General features: G+C 30.4%; 12 protein-coding genes, 3 tRNA genes and 1 other annotated feature. Of the genes, 14 read left to right on the forward strand and 1 reads right to left on the reverse strand.

Annotation, left to right across the window (positions count from 1 at the left end; all coding sequences use genetic code 11):
• Positions 1-362: 362 nt before the first annotated feature.
• From spoIIE to murD, 14 genes are all read left to right on the forward strand, one after another.
• Positions 363-2,774, forward strand: a complete 2,412-nt coding sequence (spoIIE, locus tag PZA12_RS00570) for a stage II sporulation protein E (protein WP_078117576.1) — start codon at positions 363-365, stop codon at positions 2,772-2,774.
• Positions 2,775-3,036: 262 nt separating this feature from the next.
• Complete coding sequence (gene tilS, locus PZA12_RS00575; protein WP_078117575.1) at positions 3,037-4,443, forward strand: tRNA lysidine(34) synthetase TilS; 1,407 nt, start codon at positions 3,037-3,039, stop codon at positions 4,441-4,443.
• A gap of 2 nt (positions 4,444-4,445) precedes the next feature.
• A complete protein-coding gene (gene hpt, locus PZA12_RS00580) occupies positions 4,446-4,985 on the forward strand; it encodes a hypoxanthine phosphoribosyltransferase (protein ID WP_077837371.1) in 540 nt (179 codons plus the stop codon).
• Positions 4,986-5,059: 74 nt separating this feature from the next.
• Complete coding sequence (gene ftsH / locus PZA12_RS00585) at positions 5,060-6,868, forward strand: ATP-dependent zinc metalloprotease FtsH (RefSeq protein ID WP_103697902.1); 1,809 nt, start codon at positions 5,060-5,062, stop codon at positions 6,866-6,868.
• Between the two features lie 203 nt (positions 6,869-7,071).
• Positions 7,072-8,742, forward strand: a complete 1,671-nt coding sequence (locus PZA12_RS00590; RefSeq protein ID WP_078117574.1) for a formate--tetrahydrofolate ligase — start codon at positions 7,072-7,074, stop codon at positions 8,740-8,742.
• A gap of 191 nt (positions 8,743-8,933) precedes the next feature.
• Positions 8,934-9,734: a type III pantothenate kinase gene (locus PZA12_RS00595; protein WP_017209495.1), complete on the forward strand. Its 801-nt coding sequence runs from the start codon at positions 8,934-8,936 to the stop codon at positions 9,732-9,734.
• A gap of 49 nt (positions 9,735-9,783) precedes the next feature.
• Entirely contained in the window at positions 9,784-10,749 is a 966-nt protein-coding gene (gene dusB / locus PZA12_RS00600) for a tRNA dihydrouridine synthase DusB (RefSeq protein ID WP_077841663.1), read from the forward strand.
• Between the two features lie 481 nt (positions 10,750-11,230).
• On the forward strand, positions 11,231-11,713 hold the full coding sequence (greA, locus tag PZA12_RS00605; protein ID WP_077837375.1) for a transcription elongation factor GreA: 483 nt from the start codon (positions 11,231-11,233) through the stop codon (positions 11,711-11,713).
• Between the two features lie 14 nt (positions 11,714-11,727).
• Positions 11,728-13,233, forward strand: coding sequence for a lysine--tRNA ligase (gene lysS / locus PZA12_RS00610; RefSeq protein WP_078117573.1), 1,506 nt, complete (start codon positions 11,728-11,730; stop codon positions 13,231-13,233).
• 310 nt (positions 13,234-13,543) lie between these two features.
• Positions 13,544-13,618 (forward strand) — tRNA-Asn (locus PZA12_RS00615).
• A gap of 439 nt (positions 13,619-14,057) precedes the next feature.
• Positions 14,058-14,132: transfer RNA gene (locus PZA12_RS00620), tRNA-Asn, on the forward strand.
• A 440-nt stretch (positions 14,133-14,572) separates the two neighbouring features.
• A tRNA-Asn gene (locus PZA12_RS00625) sits at positions 14,573-14,647 on the forward strand.
• 75 nt (positions 14,648-14,722) lie between these two features.
• Positions 14,723-14,896: a binding site (T-box leader), on the forward strand.
• Positions 14,897-14,946: 50 nt separating this feature from the next.
• A complete protein-coding gene (locus PZA12_RS00630; RefSeq protein ID WP_077842819.1) occupies positions 14,947-16,338 on the forward strand; it encodes a glycine--tRNA ligase in 1,392 nt (463 codons plus the stop codon).
• Between the two features lie 148 nt (positions 16,339-16,486).
• Positions 16,487-17,863, forward strand: a complete 1,377-nt coding sequence (gene murD / locus PZA12_RS00635) for a UDP-N-acetylmuramoyl-L-alanine--D-glutamate ligase (protein WP_078117672.1) — start codon at positions 16,487-16,489, stop codon at positions 17,861-17,863.
• A 61-nt stretch (positions 17,864-17,924) separates the two neighbouring features.
• Here the strand turns inward: murD and PZA12_RS00640 are convergent, their stop codons facing one another.
• Positions 17,925-18,947, reverse strand: coding sequence for a DUF5050 domain-containing protein (locus PZA12_RS00640; protein ID WP_078117673.1), 1,023 nt, complete (start codon positions 18,945-18,947; stop codon positions 17,925-17,927).
• Positions 18,948-19,243 lie beyond the last annotated feature (296 nt).

Genomic DNA, 19,243 nt, shown 5'->3' on the forward strand with positions numbered 1-19,243 from the left:
TTAGTCACTTAAGCTAAGAAAATTCAAGAATAATTGCAAAAAAACATTATTTTAAGGAGTAATTAAAAAGTGTATTCAGGATTTATGATTTTATGAAAAATATTTTATATATAAATTTCTAATAAAATAAGATTAACGACAAATTAATTATAACGTTTTAAATTTGATAATTAGCCAGGTATCTTGATTTGTCTTAACTAAGTAAGATGTTAGATCAAAATGTAATAAAGAAAATAATCTATTAAATCATTAGATATTAGAGAAATTTAGATGAAGTTGTCCTACGAAAACTTTATACCATAAACACCTTATGACATTTATCGTAATGTTATGATGCTATAATCAAATTACATTATTTGGAAATGAGGCGAGCTAATGTGCAGTATGGATTAGGGTTGAATAAGTATGAAGGAATAACTAGAGTAGAAAACTTAAGAAAAAAGTTGTGGATGAAGACATCTATAGTGAAGTTAGGGATTATTCTAATATCAGGAATCTTACTTGGTAGGGTAAATTTATTATTAAATCAATCAGATAGTCTTGGTATAGCGCCAATAGGAATTGCGTATTTGATAGCTGTAGTTACAAAAGAGAATAGGAGAAATAGTTTAATTGTAGCAATTGGAATTGCTATAGGATATCTAACAATAAGTAGTTTACTGACAGATGGTTATGTATATTTAGTAGCTGTAGCTTTAGTCACAATTTACTATGTGTTTATAGCACAAGCTAAAAATAGAAAAAAGGAATTAGTGGGTTTTGTAATAATTCTAAGTAGTTTTTTTTGTTATGGTTTACTAGTTAATAAATATGAACTTGGCGTAAATATAACTTTATGTTTAATACAGACATTAATTGTAGTGCCTATATATTATGTTATAAAGTATGCGTTAAATTCTTTGGAAGAGATTAATACCAATTACTTCTTTTCTTCAGAAGAAATAGTAAGTATTGGAATATTTTTATGTTTATTAGTTGCAGGAATAGGTAATGTAAATATTAGTAATTACTCTATAAGAAATATATGTGCGCTTACGTTAGTTTTAACGATTGCTTATGTAGGTGGAGCAACATATGGAACTATGATTGGAGTTTCTATGGGAATAATGCTTGGAGTTGCTTCAAATGACATGATGTATAGTGTAGCCTTTTTTGGAGTTGGAGGCTTAATTGTTGGTATATTTAAAGATACGGGGAAAATATTTTCAATACTATCAGGTATAATAATTTATACTGCATTAGCTTTGTATTCTAATGCAGTAACATTGAAGTTGGGAGTTGAGGTTCTTACTAGTTCTGTTTTATTTTTGTGTGTTCCAAAACCTGTATTTACAAGTATTGAAATTGAGATAAATCCATATAGAAAGAAAGCATCTTTAGGCGAAATTCAATTGAATGCAATAAAGGAAGAATTTACTTTTAAATTAAAAGAACTTACAAGTGTACTTACAAATGTATCAAGATGCTTATTAACTAACAATGATAATGAAAATTTATTGATTAAATCGAAAGGGAGTGCATTGGTAGAAAACTTGGCAGATAGAAGTTGTTCAAGCTGTGAAAATAGACCTTTATGCTGGGAAAGAGAGTTTCATCAAACATTTAACTCTTTTCAAATGTTAATTCAAAGTAAAGAGGAGGGCAAATTAGCAATTCCTATAGATTTGCAAAAAAGATGCATTAAGAATTTTACACTTTTAAAAAATGCGGAAGGGATTGTAACTAATTATAATGTAAATGAATCAATAAGGGAAAGATTAGCAGAAGGAAGAAATATATTATCATCCCATATAACTAACATATCGTGTACTTTAGATAATCTTCTTAGTGACTTTAAAAAGGAGGTTAGAATAGATACTGATTTAGAAAGGTTGACGAAACGTATACTAAATAAAAATTCCATATATTACAATGATATTTTTTGTTATATAGATAAAAGCGGTAGGGTCAAGATTAGATTAAGTGTAAATAATTGCGAAGGAGCTGATTATTACGGAAAAAACATAGTTTCTCTATTAAGCAGTGCTATGAGAATGAAGTTGTGCATTGGGGATGATGGATGCAAAATAAATCCAAACACAAATGAATGTATTATAACGATAGAAGAAAAACCGAGGTATTATATGGTATCTTATGGTGCAATGGAACCAAAAGGTGGAGAAACTCAAATAGGTGATAGTTATAGTTTTGGAAGGACAAGAAATGGAACGTATATGACTATCCTAAGTGATGGAATGGGTTCTGGACCGGAGGCTAAAGAAGAAAGCAAAGCAACTGTTGATTTGGTAGAAAAGCTTATTGAAGCAGGGTTCGATGAGGACATAACGGTCAACACAGTCAATTCTATAATGGGAATGAGATTCTCAGAAGATGAAAAATATGCAACTTTAGATTTAAATAGAATTGACTTATATAATGGTAATGCAATATTTGTTAAGATAGGTGCAGCGCCTAGCTTTATCAAGAGAGGCCGCGATGTAATAACTATTAATTCTAAGAATTTGCCTTTTGGACTTGTAGATGAAGTGGACGTGGAAGTTATAAGAGAAGTGCTAAGACCTGGTGATATTTTAATTAATGTTAGCGATGGTATTTTAGATATAGATAAATCAAACTCGGGAGAATCAACTTGGATTGAAGAATATTTAAAGACGATTAATTCAGATCCTAGAGAACTGTCAGAAAAGGTGCTAGAAAGAGCAAAGAAATTAAGCAACGGAACGATTAAAGATGATATGACAGTTGTAGTTTCAAAAGTTTATTTAGATAGCTAAGATTATCGTCCGATAAGTTATTAAAATATTATAAATAGCTGTTTCAGAAATTTAAATTGTAGGTTAAATTTGAAACAGCTATTTGTATTTGTTTCATATTCAAATAAATAAGATTGTTTTAAATAATAATGTTATATTTATATAGAATGAGTTTTCAACTGTTAAATTGAAGCAATAATGTTTACATTTAGAACGTATATACGTAAAATATAAGAAGCGGAACTGTATATGACATAATAATAAATAAGTAGGAGTGTTATTTTTGTATAGAAAAGTACTGTCTTATATAAAGGACAATAACCTTATTAAACCTAACGATAAAATTTTGATTGCTCTTTCTGGAGGACCAGATTCTATATGTCTTTTAAATGTTTTATTCGAGTTAAGAGAAAAATTAAATATAAGCATAGCTGCTGCACACTTAAATCATCTTTTAAGAGGCGAAGATGCATTTGAAGATGAGAAATATGTTATTAATATATGCAACCATATGGGGATAGAGTGTTTTGTCAAACGTGTGGATATCAATGCTTATTCTAAGGAAAGTAAATTGTCTTCCGAAATGGCAGGAAGGAGCGCCAGATATGATTTTTTTGATGAAATCTTAAAGAAAGAAGGTTTTAATAAGATTGCGACTGCACATAATGCAAATGATCAGGCGGAGACAGTTTTGTTTAGACTTATGAGGGGCACAGGCCTTGAAGGATTAGGAGGGATCAGGGCATCTAGAGATGATAAAATAATAAGGCCCATTTTATGTTTAAGTAGAGAGGAAGTAGAGAATTACGTAAAACTAAAGAACTTAAATCCAAGGATTGATAAAACTAACTTTGAAAAAATTTATAATAGAAATAAGATAAGATTAGATATATTGCCATATATAAAAGAAAATTTTAATGAAGATATAGTACAGACTTTAAATAGGATGTCTACATTATTGCAAAAAGATAATGAATTCCTTGAAAAATTATCCGCTGGTTTATACAATAAATATTGTATAGAATGTAATGATTATTTTATAATAAAAAAGGAAATATTTAAAGAGGAAGAACCTTTGGTTAATAGAGTATTAAGGCATGCATTAACAAGGTATTCAAAGTCTAATTACGATTTTGAAGTTAAGCATATATATGAGATATCTTGTTTGGCTCAAAAATACTCGGGAAAGTTAGTGCATCTCCCAAATGGAGTTTGTGCTGAAAATGTTTATGGGGATATATACATAAAAACGAAGACAAAAAAATCAGATATAAATAGTAAAAAAGAAGAAATAATTTTAGGTAAAGATAACATATATATAAATACAGTTGAGTTTCATAAGTATATTATTCAATTTTCTATAATTAATGGTTATAATGAAAATGCTATAAACTTAAAGCAAGGAGATTTCGTTAAGTATTTTGATTTTGATAAAATTAATAGTAATATTTCAATACGAAACAGAAAGAATGGAGATAAAATTACTCCATTAGGAATGAGTGGCAGCAAAAAAATAAAAGATATTTTTATTGATATGAAAATTCCTAAAGATGAAAGAGAATGCATCCCTATTTTATGCTTTGATGAAAGGATTGCATGGGTTATTGGAGTTAGAATATCAGAAGAATATAAACTTACAAGTAAAAGTACGAATATATTAAAAGTAGTCGTTCAAAGAAAGGAATATTAAATATGAAACAAGATATACAAGAGATACTATACTCAGAAGAAATTTTAAGTAAAAGAATTAAAGAACTCGCAAGTGAAATAAGTACAGATTATAGAGGAAGAGATTTACTTATAGTTGGTATTTTAAAAGGATCAGTAATATTTGCTGCAGAGCTAATAAAAAACATATCTATTAAATGTGAAATAGATTTTATGGCAGTATCAAGTTATGGAAGTTCTACAGAAACATCTGGTGTCGTAAGAATATTAAAAGACTTGGATAATAGTATAGAAGGAAAAGATATTTTAGTTGTTGAGGATATCGTTGATACAGGAGTAACATTAACATATTTACTTAAATATTTAAAAGCAAGAAAAGCAAATAGTATAGAAATAGTTGCATTACTAAATAAGCAAGCGAGGCGTAAATCTGATCTAGATGTTAAATATATTGGATTTGAGGTTCCTGATGGATTCATAGTAGGTTATGGAATAGATTATGCTGAAAAGTACAGGAATTTACCTTTTATAGGGATATTAAAGCCTGAAGTATATGAAAAATAGAAAATTCAAATTTAATTGTAATAAAAATATTCCTATGGTAAAATTTTAAATATGATGAGAGAGGGGGGCCTTGAATGAAAAAATATTCAAGTGCGGCTGTATGGATTGTATGCTCAGTTATGCTAATTTTAGCAGCGGTTACTATGTGGCAAACAGGAAAAGGTTCTAATGAGATAACTTATAGTGCATTTATACAAAAGTGGAATGCAAATGAAATAGAAAGTATCTTAGTCAAGGAAGACAGCATGACGATAGAAGGAAAAACTACTGATAATAAAAGTTTTGTTACTATTGCTCCGGGTGAACTTGTTAGTTCTCTTATAGTAAATCAGCCTAAATTAGATGTTAAAGTTGTTTTTGAAAAACCATCTAATAATGCAACGTGGATAGTAACATTACTTCCATTTATATTAATGGCAGTATTTATATTTATATTCCTATTTATATTTACTCAACAATCCCAAAGCGGAAGTGGTGGAAGAGGGGTTATGAATTTTGGTAAAAGTAAAGCTAAAATGGTAACTCCAGATACACAAACAGTCACATTTGAAGATATAGCAGGTGCGGACGAAGAGAAAGCTGAGCTTGAAGAAATTGTTGATTTTTTAAGATTGCCATCAAAGTATATACAGATAGGTGCAAGAATTCCTAAAGGGGTTTTATTAGTTGGGCCTCCTGGGACTGGAAAAACATTACTTGCAAAAGCAATAGCAGGAGAGGCGGGAGTGCCATTCTTTAGTATATCAGGATCTGATTTTGTTGAAATGTTTGTTGGTGTTGGTGCATCGAGAGTTAGAAGCTTATTTGAAGAGGCGAAGAAAAATTCACCTTGTATAGTATTTATAGATGAAATTGATGCCGTTGGAAGACAGAGAGGTGCAGGCTTAGGTGGAGGACATGACGAAAGGGAACAGACATTAAATCAACTTCTTGTCGAAATGGATGGATTTGGTGCTAATGAAGGCATCATAATGATAGCTGCAACCAATAGGCCTGATATATTGGATCCAGCATTATTAAGACCGGGAAGATTTGATAGGCAAATAATTGTTGGAGCACCAGATGTAAAAGGTAGAGAAGAAATTCTTAAAGTTCATACAAGAAAGAAACCACTAAAAGATGATGTGAAATTAGATGTTCTTGCTCGAAGAACTCCAGGTTTTTCGGGAGCGGATCTAGAAAATTTAACAAATGAAGCAGCACTGCTTGCTGTTAGAAAAGATAAAAAACAAATTTCTATGTCTGAAATGGAAGAAGCAATAACAAAAGTAATTGCAGGGCCTGAAAAAAAGAGTAGGGTAATAACTGAACATGATAGGAAATTAACTGCTTATCATGAAGCAGGTCATGCAGTTGTTATGAGATTACTTCCACACTGTGATCCAGTTCACGAAATTAGTGTAATTCCAAGAGGTAGAGCAGGTGGATACACTATGCATCTTCCAAAGGAGGATACTTCTTATACATCTAAGTCTAAATTAAAAGATGAGATGGTTGGACTCCTAGGTGGAAGAGTTGCTGAAAAATTGATTATGGGAGATATAAGTACTGGTGCTAAAAATGATATAGATAGAGCAAGTCATATAGCCAGAAGTATGGTTATGGATTATGGTATGAGTGAAGAAATTGGAACTATATCATTTAGTACTTCAGGGCATGATGAAGTTTTCCTTGGAAGAGACTTAGGTAAAGGAAGAAACTTTAGTGAAGAGATAGGTTCTAAAATAGATAAAGAAATAAAGAGATTTATAGATGAGGCTTATGATAGAGCAAATAAGCTTCTAAAAGAAAATATAAACAAATTACATGCTGTTGCAAAAGCTCTAATTGAAAAAGAAAAACTTGATGCAGAAGAATTTGAAGATATTTTTGTAAATAATTAATACACAGGCTATTTCAAGCATAAGATGGGTTTGAAATAGCCTTTTAATTTTTTATATGTAGAATCATAGAATATTCATACAAATACGAATATTAGGAGTTTATTTATACTTATTATTCGAAAAAACTTTTATTATGTATAGTGAAATGATATAATAAATTATATTAAGTATGATTTTGGGTTTATATTTAGGAGGGATTTTAAATGAAAAGTGATATTCAGATTGCTCAAGAGGCAAAGATGGAACCGATAAAAAATGTGGCTGAAAAATTAGGACTTTGCGAAGATGATATAGAGTACTATGGAAAATATAAGTGCAAAATATCTTTAGATGTATATGATAAGGTTAAAAATAATAATAATGGAAAGTTAGTTTTAGTAACAGCTATAAATCCAACTCCTGCAGGAGAAGGAAAGTCAACAGTTACAGTAGGGCTTGGTCAGGCTTTAAACAGGATTGGGAAGAAAGCCGTTATAGCATTAAGAGAGCCATCATTAGGGCCGGTTTTCGGAATTAAGGGTGGAGCAGCTGGGGGCGGATACGCTCAAGTTGTTCCTATGGAAGATATTAATCTTCATTTTACTGGAGATATGCATGCTATTACATCTGCTAATAATTTGTTATCAGCAACAATAGATAATCATATTCACCAAGGTAATGTTCTAAGAATTGATTCTAGAAGAATTGTATTTAAAAGAGTAATGGATATGAATGATAGAGCATTAAGACATATTATTGTTGGGATGGGTGGAAAGGTTAATGGATTTGTTAGAGAAGATGGATTCAATATAACTGTTGCATCTGAAATAATGGCTATATTATGTTTAGCAAGTGATCTAGAAGATTTGAAAGAAAGAATGGGAAATATAGTAATTGCATATAATCTAGATGGAAATCCTGTTTACGCTAAGGAACTAGAAATACAAGGAGCTATGGCGCTATTAATGAAAGACGCGATTAAACCTAACTTGGTTCAAACATTAGAAAATACTCCTGCATTAATACATGGAGGACCATTTGCTAATATTGCTCACGGATGTAATTCTATAATGGCAACTAAACTTGCTCTAAAGTTAGGAGATGTTGTCATAACAGAAGCTGGATTTGGAGCAGATTTAGGTGCAGAGAAATTCTTTGATATCAAATGTAGATATGGTAATTTAGAACCTGAATGTGTTGTAGTTGTTGCAACTATAAGAGCATTAAAGCATCATGGCGGAGTAGCTAAGACTGAGTTAAATGTCCCAAATGTTGAAGCGTTAAAAAATGGAATTGCTAATTTGGAAAAACAGATAGAGAATATAAAGAAGTTTAAAATTACACCTGTTGTTGCAATAAATAAATTTGTTACAGATAGTTCGGAAGAAGTGGAATTCATTAAAGATTTCTGCGATAGAATTGGGGTTAAAGTAGCCTTGTGTGATGTGTGGGCTAAAGGTGGCGAAGGTGGAATTGACCTTGCCAATATAGTTTTAGATGCACTAGATAATAGTGAATCAAATTTTGAGCCTATATATGATAAGGAAAAATCTATTAGGGAGAAAATATTTACAATTGCTAGTGAAATTTATGGAGCAGATAAAGTTAACTATACTCCAGCAGCAAAAAAACAAATTGATGAATTAGAAAAGTTCAAATTGGATAAACTTCCTATATGTATGGCAAAAACACAATATTCACTATCAGATAATCCTAGCCTTTTAGCTAGACCTACAGGATTTGATATTACAGTTAAAGAAGTCAGAGTATCAAATGGAGCTGGATTTATAGTGGTTCAGACAGGTGACATAATGACTATGCCTGGCCTTCCAAAGGTACCAGCAGCAAATAAGATGGATGTATTAAAAAGTGGAGAAATAATAGGATTATTCTAATGAATGCATATATGTGTATTTAAGGTGAAAACAGAAGCTAGAAAATGGTGGTATTAATCTAAAATCACATTTAAACTCTTGACAAATTAAATATAATTGTTAAAATTATATTGTTATTTTTTAGTCAATTTCAAAATTAAGGCAGCTCTTCGGGCTGCTTTTAATTTAACTATATTAAGGTGGTGCTTTCTATGATTTTACTTGTTGATGCAGGTAATACTAACATTGTTTTGGGAGTACATGATGGAGAAAAGTATATAGCTAGTTGGCGTATTTCAAGTGAAGGAAATAAAACTTCAGATGAGTATGGTATACAAGTTATGCAACTATTTAACTTAAGTGACATTAATCCTAAAGATATTACTGGAGTTATAGTTTCTTCTGTTGTTCCTAATATAATGCATTCTTTAGAAAATATGTTAAGAAAATGTTTTTGTCACGAACCTATAATAGTTGGACCAGGAGTAAAAACTGGAATAAATATTAAATATGATAACCCGAGAGAAGTTGGAGCAGATAGAATAGTGAATGCTGTTGCTGCATATGAAATTTACAAGAGACCAGTTATAATAATAGACTTTGGAACAGCTACAACTTTTTGTGCAGTAAGAGCAAATGGAGATTATCTTGGAGGATGCATATGCCCTGGAATAAGAATTTCGGCAGATGCTTTATTTGAAAGAGCAGCTAAGCTTCCTAGAGTAGAATTAGAAGTACCAAAAAATATGATTTGCAAAAATACTGTATCAAGTATGCAATCTGGTATTATATTTGGTTATATTGGGCAAGTTGAATATATAGTAAAAAAAATGAAACAAGAAATGAAAAATTCTAAGTATAAGGAAGAACCTTTTGTATTGGCAACAGGTGGATTAGCAAATTTAATAGCTAAAGAGACTGATGTTATTGATAAGGTTGATTCGGATTTAACACTAGAAGGATTAAAAATATTATATGAAAAAAATAAAGAAATAGAGATTTCCCAAAGATAAATTATATGGAAATTAAGATTTATACAAGATGTAAGGAGTATATTCTACAATGAAGATAGGGAATTTAACCTTTGAAAACAATATATTTCTAGCACCTATGGCAGGAGTAACTGACATATCATTTAGAGGATTATGTAAGGAAATGGGATGTGGTTTGGTTTATACCGAAATGGTTAGTGCTAAAGCATTATATTATGGAAGCGAGAATACACAAACCTTACTTAGAATAGCAGATGAAGAAAAACCAGTTGCAGCCCAGATATTTGGTAGAGAGCCAGATGTAATGGCTAGAATTTGTGAAGAATATTTAAATAACAGGGAAGATATTTGTATAATTGATATTAATATGGGATGTCCGGCTCCTAAAATAGTTAAAAATGGAGAAGGATCTGCATTAATGAAAGAACCGGAACTTGCATACGATATCGTTAGAACTATAAAAAAAGTTTCAACCAAACCTGTTACTGTCAAGTTTAGAAAAGGATTTGATGAAGATAATATTAATGCAGTGGAATTTGCCAAAGGGATGGAACAAGCTGGAGCAGATGCTATTGCTGTTCATGGACGAACACGAAAACAAATGTATCAAGGGAAAGCAGATTGGGACATAATAAAGAGAGTTAAGGATAGTGTTTCAATTCCTGTAATAGGAAATGGGGACGTATTTTCTCCAGAAGATGCTATTAGAATGAAAAGAACTACCAATTGCGATGGAATAATGATTGCAAGAGGAAGCCAGGGAAATCCATGGATATTTAGACAGATAAATAATTTGCTTAATGGAGAAGTAATTCAAGAAGTTTCAGATAATGAAAGAATTGAAATGTGCATTAGGCATTACGAATTAGCAATAAAATATGATGGAGAATTTAAAGCCATACGGGAAATGAGAAAACACGCATCATGGTATATTAAAGGACTTCCAAGATGCACAGAACTTAAAAATAAGATTAATACTATCAATGATAGTGAAAAAGTTATTGAAGCTTTAAGAAAGTATCAAGATGAATTATAGTTTTGTAAGTATAATTAGAATTATTTAATTGTTTCAAGCATATTATTAATATTTAGAAAAATGCAATTTGGTTTCATAATAAATCTAGTATAAATATGAGTATTAACTTTTGTGTAAAAATGATAATTTATGTTTTACTAATTTACTTTTATATTAATATTTAAACTTGGTTTATTTAATGTTTGATTCATAGCAATCATAGCTATGAGTAAAGTTACGCTGAGTTAGTTGCTAACCAACGGTGCAAATCACTTCAAATTAGGATTTATTGACATATGAAATGTGCTGATTTATAATAAGTTAAATGATTTTCAGATTAAAATATTTTTCAAATTATTATAAATTTATGGGTATTCTCTGTTAACGATATAATAAGAGATTGCTTAAAAAGATTTATTTAATAGATAATTTATCAAAATAAGGATTATAATCAATAACTAAAATAAATAATATAGAAGGTTTTAAAGGGGAGTTAAAGTATATGAGCCAATCAAAACAATATGTTATGACTTATGAAGGTGTTAAAAAATTAGAAAGTGAATTAGAATACCTAAAAACAGTAAAAAGAAAAGAAATAACTGAAAAGATAAAAATTGCTTTAGGATACGGAGATTTAAGTGAAAATTCTGAGTATGATGAAGCTAAAAACGACCAAGCATTTACAGAAGGAAGAATAATTCAATTAGAAAATATGCTTAAAAATGCAGTGGTTGTAGATGAATCAGAGATTCCAAGTGATATTGTTTCAGTTGGATCAAAGGTAAAAGTTAAAGATTACGAATTTGATGAAGAAGTAGAGTATTCAATAGTAGGTTCGGCAGAAGCAGATCCTATGAATTTTAAAATATCAAACGAATCACCGGTTGGAAATGCACTAGTTGGTAAAAAAGTTGGTGATGTAGTAGAGGTAATAGTTCCAGATGGAGTTAATAAATTCGAAATACTAGGAATAAGTAGAAGTTAATTGGAGGTACAGCAATGTCAACAGAAGAAATGAGCATGCAAGAGTTAGAGTCTCAGTATAATGAACAGGAAGGATTGAGAAGAGCTAAACTAGCAGAGCTACAAGGTGCTGGAAAGGATCCTTTTGATGTTTATAAAGTCAACAGAACTCATACATCAGAGGAAGTTAAGGCAAATTATGATGCACTAGAAGGTAAAGAAGTAACCGTTGCAGGAAGACTAATGTCTAAAAGAGGACAGGGAAAAGTTGTTTTCTCAGATATACATGATAAGGATGGTAAGATACAACTATTCTTAAAGATTGATAAGGTTGGGGAAGAAAATTTAAAGCAATATAAAACTTTTGATTTAGGTGATTGGATTGCAGCAACTGGAGAAGTATTCACAACTAAAACAGGTGAAGTATCAGTAAATGTAAATGCTTTTGAATTGACTTGTAAATCTTTAAAGCCACTTCCAGAAAAATGGCACGGGTTAAAAGATCCAGATTTAAGATACAGACAAAGAGAAGTTGATATAATTACAAATTCAGAGGTTAAGGATACTTTTATTAAGAGAAGCAAAATTATATCAGCAATGAGAGAGTTTTTAGATTCTAAGAGTTTTATAGAAGTAGAAACTCCAATTCTTGGAGCAATAGCTGGTGGAGCAGCAGCAAAACCTTTCATTACGCATCACAATACTTTAGATATGGATATGTATTTAAGAATAGCTACTGAGTTATATCTTAAGAGATTAATAGTTGCTGGTTTTGAAAAGGTATATGAAATAGGAAGAAATTTTAGAAATGAAGGTATGTCAGTAAGACATAATCCTGAATTTACAGCTATTGAATTATATGAAGCATATTCTGATTATAATGATATGATGGAAATTACAGAAAATATGGTTGCATACATTTGCGAAAAGATAAATGGAACTACTAAAGTTTCTTATCAAGGAACAGAAATAGATTTTAAGCCGCCATGGAGAAGAATAACTATGGTTGACGCTGTAAAAGAATATGCAGGTGTAGATTTTAATGAAATTAAATCTAATGAAGAAGCTCAAGCTATAGCTAAAGAAAAACATTTAGAATTTTCTAAGCCATTGGATACTGTTACAAAAGGTGATGTTCTAAATGCTCTATATGAAGAATTCGGTGAAGCGAACATGATTCAACCTACATTTGTTATGGATTATCCAGTTGAAATTTCACCTCTTACAAAGAAAAAGAGAGGAAATCCTGAATTTACTGAAAGATTTGAAGGATTTGTATTTGGTAGAGAACTTTGCAATGCATACTCTGAGTTAAATGATCCTATAGTTCAAAGAGAAAGATTTGAACAACAAGCTAAAGAGAGAGAACTTGGAGATGACGAGGCATATATGCTAGATGAACAATTCATGAGTGCTCTTGAAACAGGTATGCCACCAACAGGTGGAATGGGAATGGGAATAGATAGACTTATAATGTTCTTAACTGATTCAGCTTCAATCAGAGATGTTATATTATTCCCAACAATGAGACCGCAGAAATAATTTGATGCAGTTAAAGTAAATAGATTATATTTACTTCTATAAAAAGGTTCTATATGTGTAAAAGGCATATATGAACCTTTTATTGCTGTTGATTAAAAATAAAATATAAGAAAAATAATTTAAAATTTGGAAGTCTATAATAAGCCCAGAAATATTTTGTATCTGCATAAATATTTATAGTAATTATTATTCCTTTTGGATAATAAGAAAGAAAAGCTATAGGCATTTCTGAAAACAACAAAAGTAAATAAAATATAAAAAAGACTTGCATAATTAGAAAAAACTGATATAATAGATTAAGTAATGACGTTCCGCGATAGCTCAATGGTGGAGCACTCGGCTGTTAACCGATAGGTTGGAGGTTCGAGTCCTCTTCGCGGAGCCATTTTTTTATATTTTTTTAGAATAGTATTATAAGTTATAGCATGTATTTTGTAAGCATTGTTATAGCTTTTTTTATTCCATATGAATTTATACTAAATTTAAATTTGTGAACATTGTTACTCTTGAGGGGATAAGTTATGGAAATACTTACTCAGAGAATCACAGTTTGTAAAGAGAATGAAAAAGTATATTAGCTCGCCGAATTTTTCTCGCTTACATTTGAAAAATCAGATGCGCAAAAATCTACAGTTCCACAATCGCTTGAGATTTTATTCTTTCCAAGTTTTATAAAGATGAATTAGGAATATATAATATGTATTAATTCTAAAATGTAGATGCTATTTGATAATTTTGATAGTATAGAGATATAAATTTGATATTTTATTAAAAAAGGGTTGCATAATCTAAAAAAGCTGATATAATAGATTAAGTAATGACGTTCCGCGATAGCTCAATGGTGGAGCACTCGGCTGTTAACCGATAGGTTGGAGGTTCGAGTCCTCTTCGCGGAGCCATTTTTTTTATATTTTTTTAGAATAGTATTATAAGTTATAGCATGTATTTTGTAAGCATTGTTATAGCTTTTTTTATTCCATATGAATTTATACTAAATTTAAATTTGTGAACATTGTTACTCTTGAGGGTATAAGTTATGGAAATACTTACTCAGAGAATCACAGTTTGTAAAGAGAATGAAAAAATATATTAGCCTGCCGAATTTTTCTCACACACATTTGAAAAATTAGATGCTCAAAAATCTACAGTTCCACAATCGCTTAAGATTTTATTCTTTCCAAGTTTTATAAAGATGAATTAGGAATATATAATATGTATTAATTCTAAAATGTAGATGCTATTTGATAATTTTGATAGTATAGAGATATAAATTTGATATTTTATTAAAAAAGGGTTGCATAATCTAAAAAAGCTGATATAATAGATTAAGTAATGACGTTCCGCGATAGCTCAATGGTGGAGCACTCGGCTGTTAACCGATAGGTTGGAGGTTCGAGTCCTCTTCGCGGAGCCATTTTTTTATATTTTTTTAGAAAATATTCAATCTTGACATATAAAATGATTTTGTTAAAATTAATTTATAAATTAAATACACATGTTGAAAAAGAAGAGTAATTTATAAGTCAGTTGAAGAGAGATGATGTTTGGTGGAAATCATTATTGGTTATAAATGAATGGAGCTTTTGAGTGTGAGGAAATCGATGAAGAAAGATGGGCTTAAGCCAAGAAGGGTGGAACCGCGGAATTATATTTCGTCCCTTTGTGCTTAAAGCCCTTTTTATTTTATAAAAATATATTTGGAGGGATAAAACAATGGCAGTAGAAAAAACAATGGATAAGATTGTGGCTCTTTGTAAAAATAGAGGATTTGTATTTCCAGGCTCAGATATATATGGTGGTCTAGCTAATTCGTGGGATTACGGTCCTTTAGGAGTAGAATTCAAAAATAATGTAAAAAAAGCATGGTGGAAAAAGTTTGTTCAAGAAAGTCCTTATAATGTTGGATTGGATTCCGCTATTTTAATGAATAGAGAAGTTTGGGTTGCATCAGGGCATGTTGGAGGTTTCTCAGACCCATTAATGGATTGTAAGGAATGCAAGGCAAGATTTAGAGCTGATAAATTAGTTGAAGATCATATGACAGAAAATGGAGCAGAAGTAGCTACAGCTGATGGATGGACTAATGAACAATTGAAAGAATATATTGAAAAAAATAACATAGTTTGTCCTAAATGTGGAAAAATGAACTACACAGATATAAGAAAGTTTAATCTTATGTTTAAAACATTTCAAGGTGTTACTGAAGATGCTAAATCAGAAATGTATCTAAGACCAGAAACAGCACAAGGTATTTTTGTTAATTTTAAAGCAGTGCAAAGAACATCAAGAAAAAAAGTACCATTTGGTATAGCTCAAATAGGTAAATCTTTTAGAAATGAAATTACACCTGGTAATTTTACTTTCAGAACAAGAGAATTTGAACAAATGGAATTAGAATTTTTCTGTAAGCCTGGAACTGATTTAGAGTGGCACAAATATTGGAAGGACTATTGCTGGAATTTCTTGCTAAACTTGAATGTTAAGTCAGAAAATTTAAGAATGAGAGATCATGGAGAAGAAGAGTTATCTTTCTACTCGAATGCAACTTCTGATATAGAATATTTATTCCCATTTGGTTGGGGAGAACTTTGGGGAATAGCAGATAGAACTGATTATGATTTATCTAAGCATCAAGAACATTCTGGACAGGATTTAAGCTATTTAGATCAAACAACTAATGAGAAATATGTTCCATATGTTATAGAGCCGTCGTTAGGTGCAGATAGAGTTGCTTTAGCATTTTTAATTGAAGCATATGATGAAGAAGAGTTAGAAGGTGGAGATGTTAGAACTGTAATGCATTTACACCCAGCATTAGCTCCTTTTAAAGCAGCAATATTGCCTCTTTCTAAAAAGCTATCAGAAAAATCTTTAGATATTTATGCGGAGTTAAGTAAGAAATTCAATCTTGATTTCGATGAAACAGGAAGTATAGGTAAGAGATACAGAAGGCAAGATGAAATTGGAACTCCTTATTGTATAACAATAGATTTCGATACATTAGAAGATGAGTCAGTAACAATTAGAAATAGAGATACTATGGAACAAGAAAGAATTAAAATAAGTGAAATAGAAAATTATATCCAAGCAAGTTTGGAATTTTAGGATTATACCTAAACAAAAACTGATTCAAGATAATTTCTTCTTGGGTCAGTTTATTTTTTTGTTGCAAGTGTTATAATTAAAATAACGAAGAACAAATTTTGGCAATAATATATACGATGGATAGAGATTTAAATTTGGAGGATAAATCATGAAGAAAGATTTTAATGAGTTTAAAGAATTTATAGTGGGTAAGAAAGTTGGAGTTGTTGGAATTGGAGTGAGCAATATTCCGCTAATCAATTTTTTAATAGATTTAGGTGCTGTTGTAACGGCTTTTGATAAAAAGAATTTAGAAGAACTTGGAGACGTTGCAGATGGATTTAATAAAAAGGGAGTTAAGCTGGAGCTTGGAGAAAAATATCTAGATAACTTAAAAGGGTTTGATGTGATATTTAAAACACCATCAATGAGGATTGATAGTGAAGCATTAGTAAGGGCTAGAAAAGAAGGGGCATATGTTACTTCTGAGATGGAAGAGTTTGTTAGGTATACAAGAGGAAAAGTCTATGGAATAACCGGTAGCGATGGAAAGACAACAACAACAACAATTATTTCTAAGTTACTAGAAGGTCAAGGGTATAAAACATGGGTCGGAGGAAATATAGGAACTCCATTATTTTCAGAAATAGAAAACATACATGATGAAGATAAAGTTGTATTAGAGTTATCTAGCTTTCAACTTATGACAATGACTCAAGAAATAGATGTTGCAGTATGTACGAATTTATCCCCAAATCACTTAGATATGCATAAAAGTATGCAAGAGTATATAGATGCGAAAAAGAATATCTTTATATATCAAAATTCAAATGGACTTTTAGTAGTGAATAGAGAAAACGAAATTACCCATGGATTTATAAAAGAAGCGAAAGGAAATGTGAAAGAGTTCAGTTCAAAAAGAGAACTGATAGATGGGGCATACTATAAAAATGGAATACTCTATCTTGAAGACAAGGAAGTTTGCAAAAAAGATGATATTGTAATTAAGGGGATGCATAATGTTGAAAATTATCTTGCAGCATTTTTAGCAACAAAAGACGATGTCTCTGTGGAGGTGATGAAAAAAGTTGCTGAAACATTTGCTGGCGTTGAACATAGGTGTGAACTTGTAAGAGAGATAGACGGAGTTAAATATTATAATGATTCTATTGCTTCAAGTCCTACAAGAACTTTAGCTGGGCTTAGAGCATTTGATGAAAAAGTAATAGTTATTGCAGGAGGGTATGATAAGAATATACCTTTTGAACCTTTAGCATATGAGGGGTACCCATATATAAAAGAATTGATTCTTATGGGAGCGACAAAGCACAAGATCAAAGATGTTTTTGATAATTTAGATAAGGAAAAAGGAATTAAAATTAATATAAATATGGTTGAGTCTTTAGAAGAGGCAGTAAGACTTGCTAAAAGCATAGCCAATCCAGGCGATATTGTTACTCTATCACCTGCTTGTGCATCATTTGATATGTATCCTAATTTTATGATAAGAGGTAATAAGTTTAAAGAGATAGTGAAGTATTTATAAGTGCATAATGCAATAAATAGGAGATAAGTGTTTAGCATAAATACTTATCTCCTATTTTGCATTAACTTTTAGAAGAAAAATCTTTGAAGTATATATTATTCACATTTATACTTGGGCTATAGAATATACCTGAGGTAGTCAAATAATATTCATTTATACCCTCTGATATCTCTGATTTAGAGGTGGCGGTTGAATTTTTTAAGTCTACTGATAATGAATATAAGTTATTTGAGTCACTGCCGTTAATAAAATATATAGATTTATCTATAATCTTCAACTGAAATCCATTCATTATAGAAATTCTCTTGCAGCTTAATGTAGATGGGTCTAGTGAGTATAGATTATTGTTATCAGAAGAATTGAAAAAAAGTAACTGCCCATCAAAAACTATAAAACTATTAGCTGTGTAATCGGTAAGTTTTTGTCTATTAGTACCATCCGTTTTTATTGAATATAATTTTGAGTTATCACTTAAGTTTTGGTAGACAATAAAATCTCCATTAATTATAAAAGAGCCTACACTATCAGAGCATACCAATGAGTGCTCTGCTGTTGATGTATTATATTTGTAAATCTTATTTTCGTTATTTTTATTTATGTAGAATAATTCTGAATTAGCAGCTATTAAATTATTTACTGAATCGTCATTTAACTTTGTATAAGTTTTATCAGAAATGTTAAATGAAGATAAAGTATTATTATCTGAACCATTTGAAAAATAAATCATTTGATTAATTAAGACCATATTATCAGCAGAATAATTTGCAAAATCAGTAACGCTTTTACTTTCCAGAATATCTTTAGGCAAAGGAGAAGGGATAATCGAAATTCTATTATTCTCATCTGGATTTGGAAATATTAAGTTGTTACCATTAAAAAGGAATGGGCAAAAGTATGACGAGCTACCAGTTAAGATAAATGAATTAGGATCAGCTGCATCTGTTGGCTGGGTATTTTGTACTTGTATTGATGTTTTTGAAGGGGTAGATGTCTGTGAGTTCGATGGCGAAGCAATGTTGCTTGAGCATCCAATAAAAGAAAACATGGTAAATGGCAAAATGAAATAAAAAAATCCTTTATTCATAATTAAAATCTCCTGAAACTAAAATTATATATAATTGTATTTATAGATAAATAGGAATAATTAATTATTTAAATAATTAATTATATTCTATTCTACATTATTAATATTAGAGTAGATTCATATAACAGTAAAGACGTTGTTATATGTTTTTGCAGGCCTTTTATAGAAAATAATTGAAATAATAAAATTAACGCTTCCACGTGTGTCTTATAGTGTAATAAGGAGCATTTGTTAGAAAAAGGCATATATATTAATTATAATTCTTAATAACAATGGATGTAGAGGTAATATTATAT

Origin of the sequence: Clostridium beijerinckii, from assembly GCF_036699995.1 — a bacterium.
In the GTDB taxonomy this organism is placed as follows: domain Bacteria; phylum Bacillota; class Clostridia; order Clostridiales; family Clostridiaceae; genus Clostridium; species Clostridium helianthi.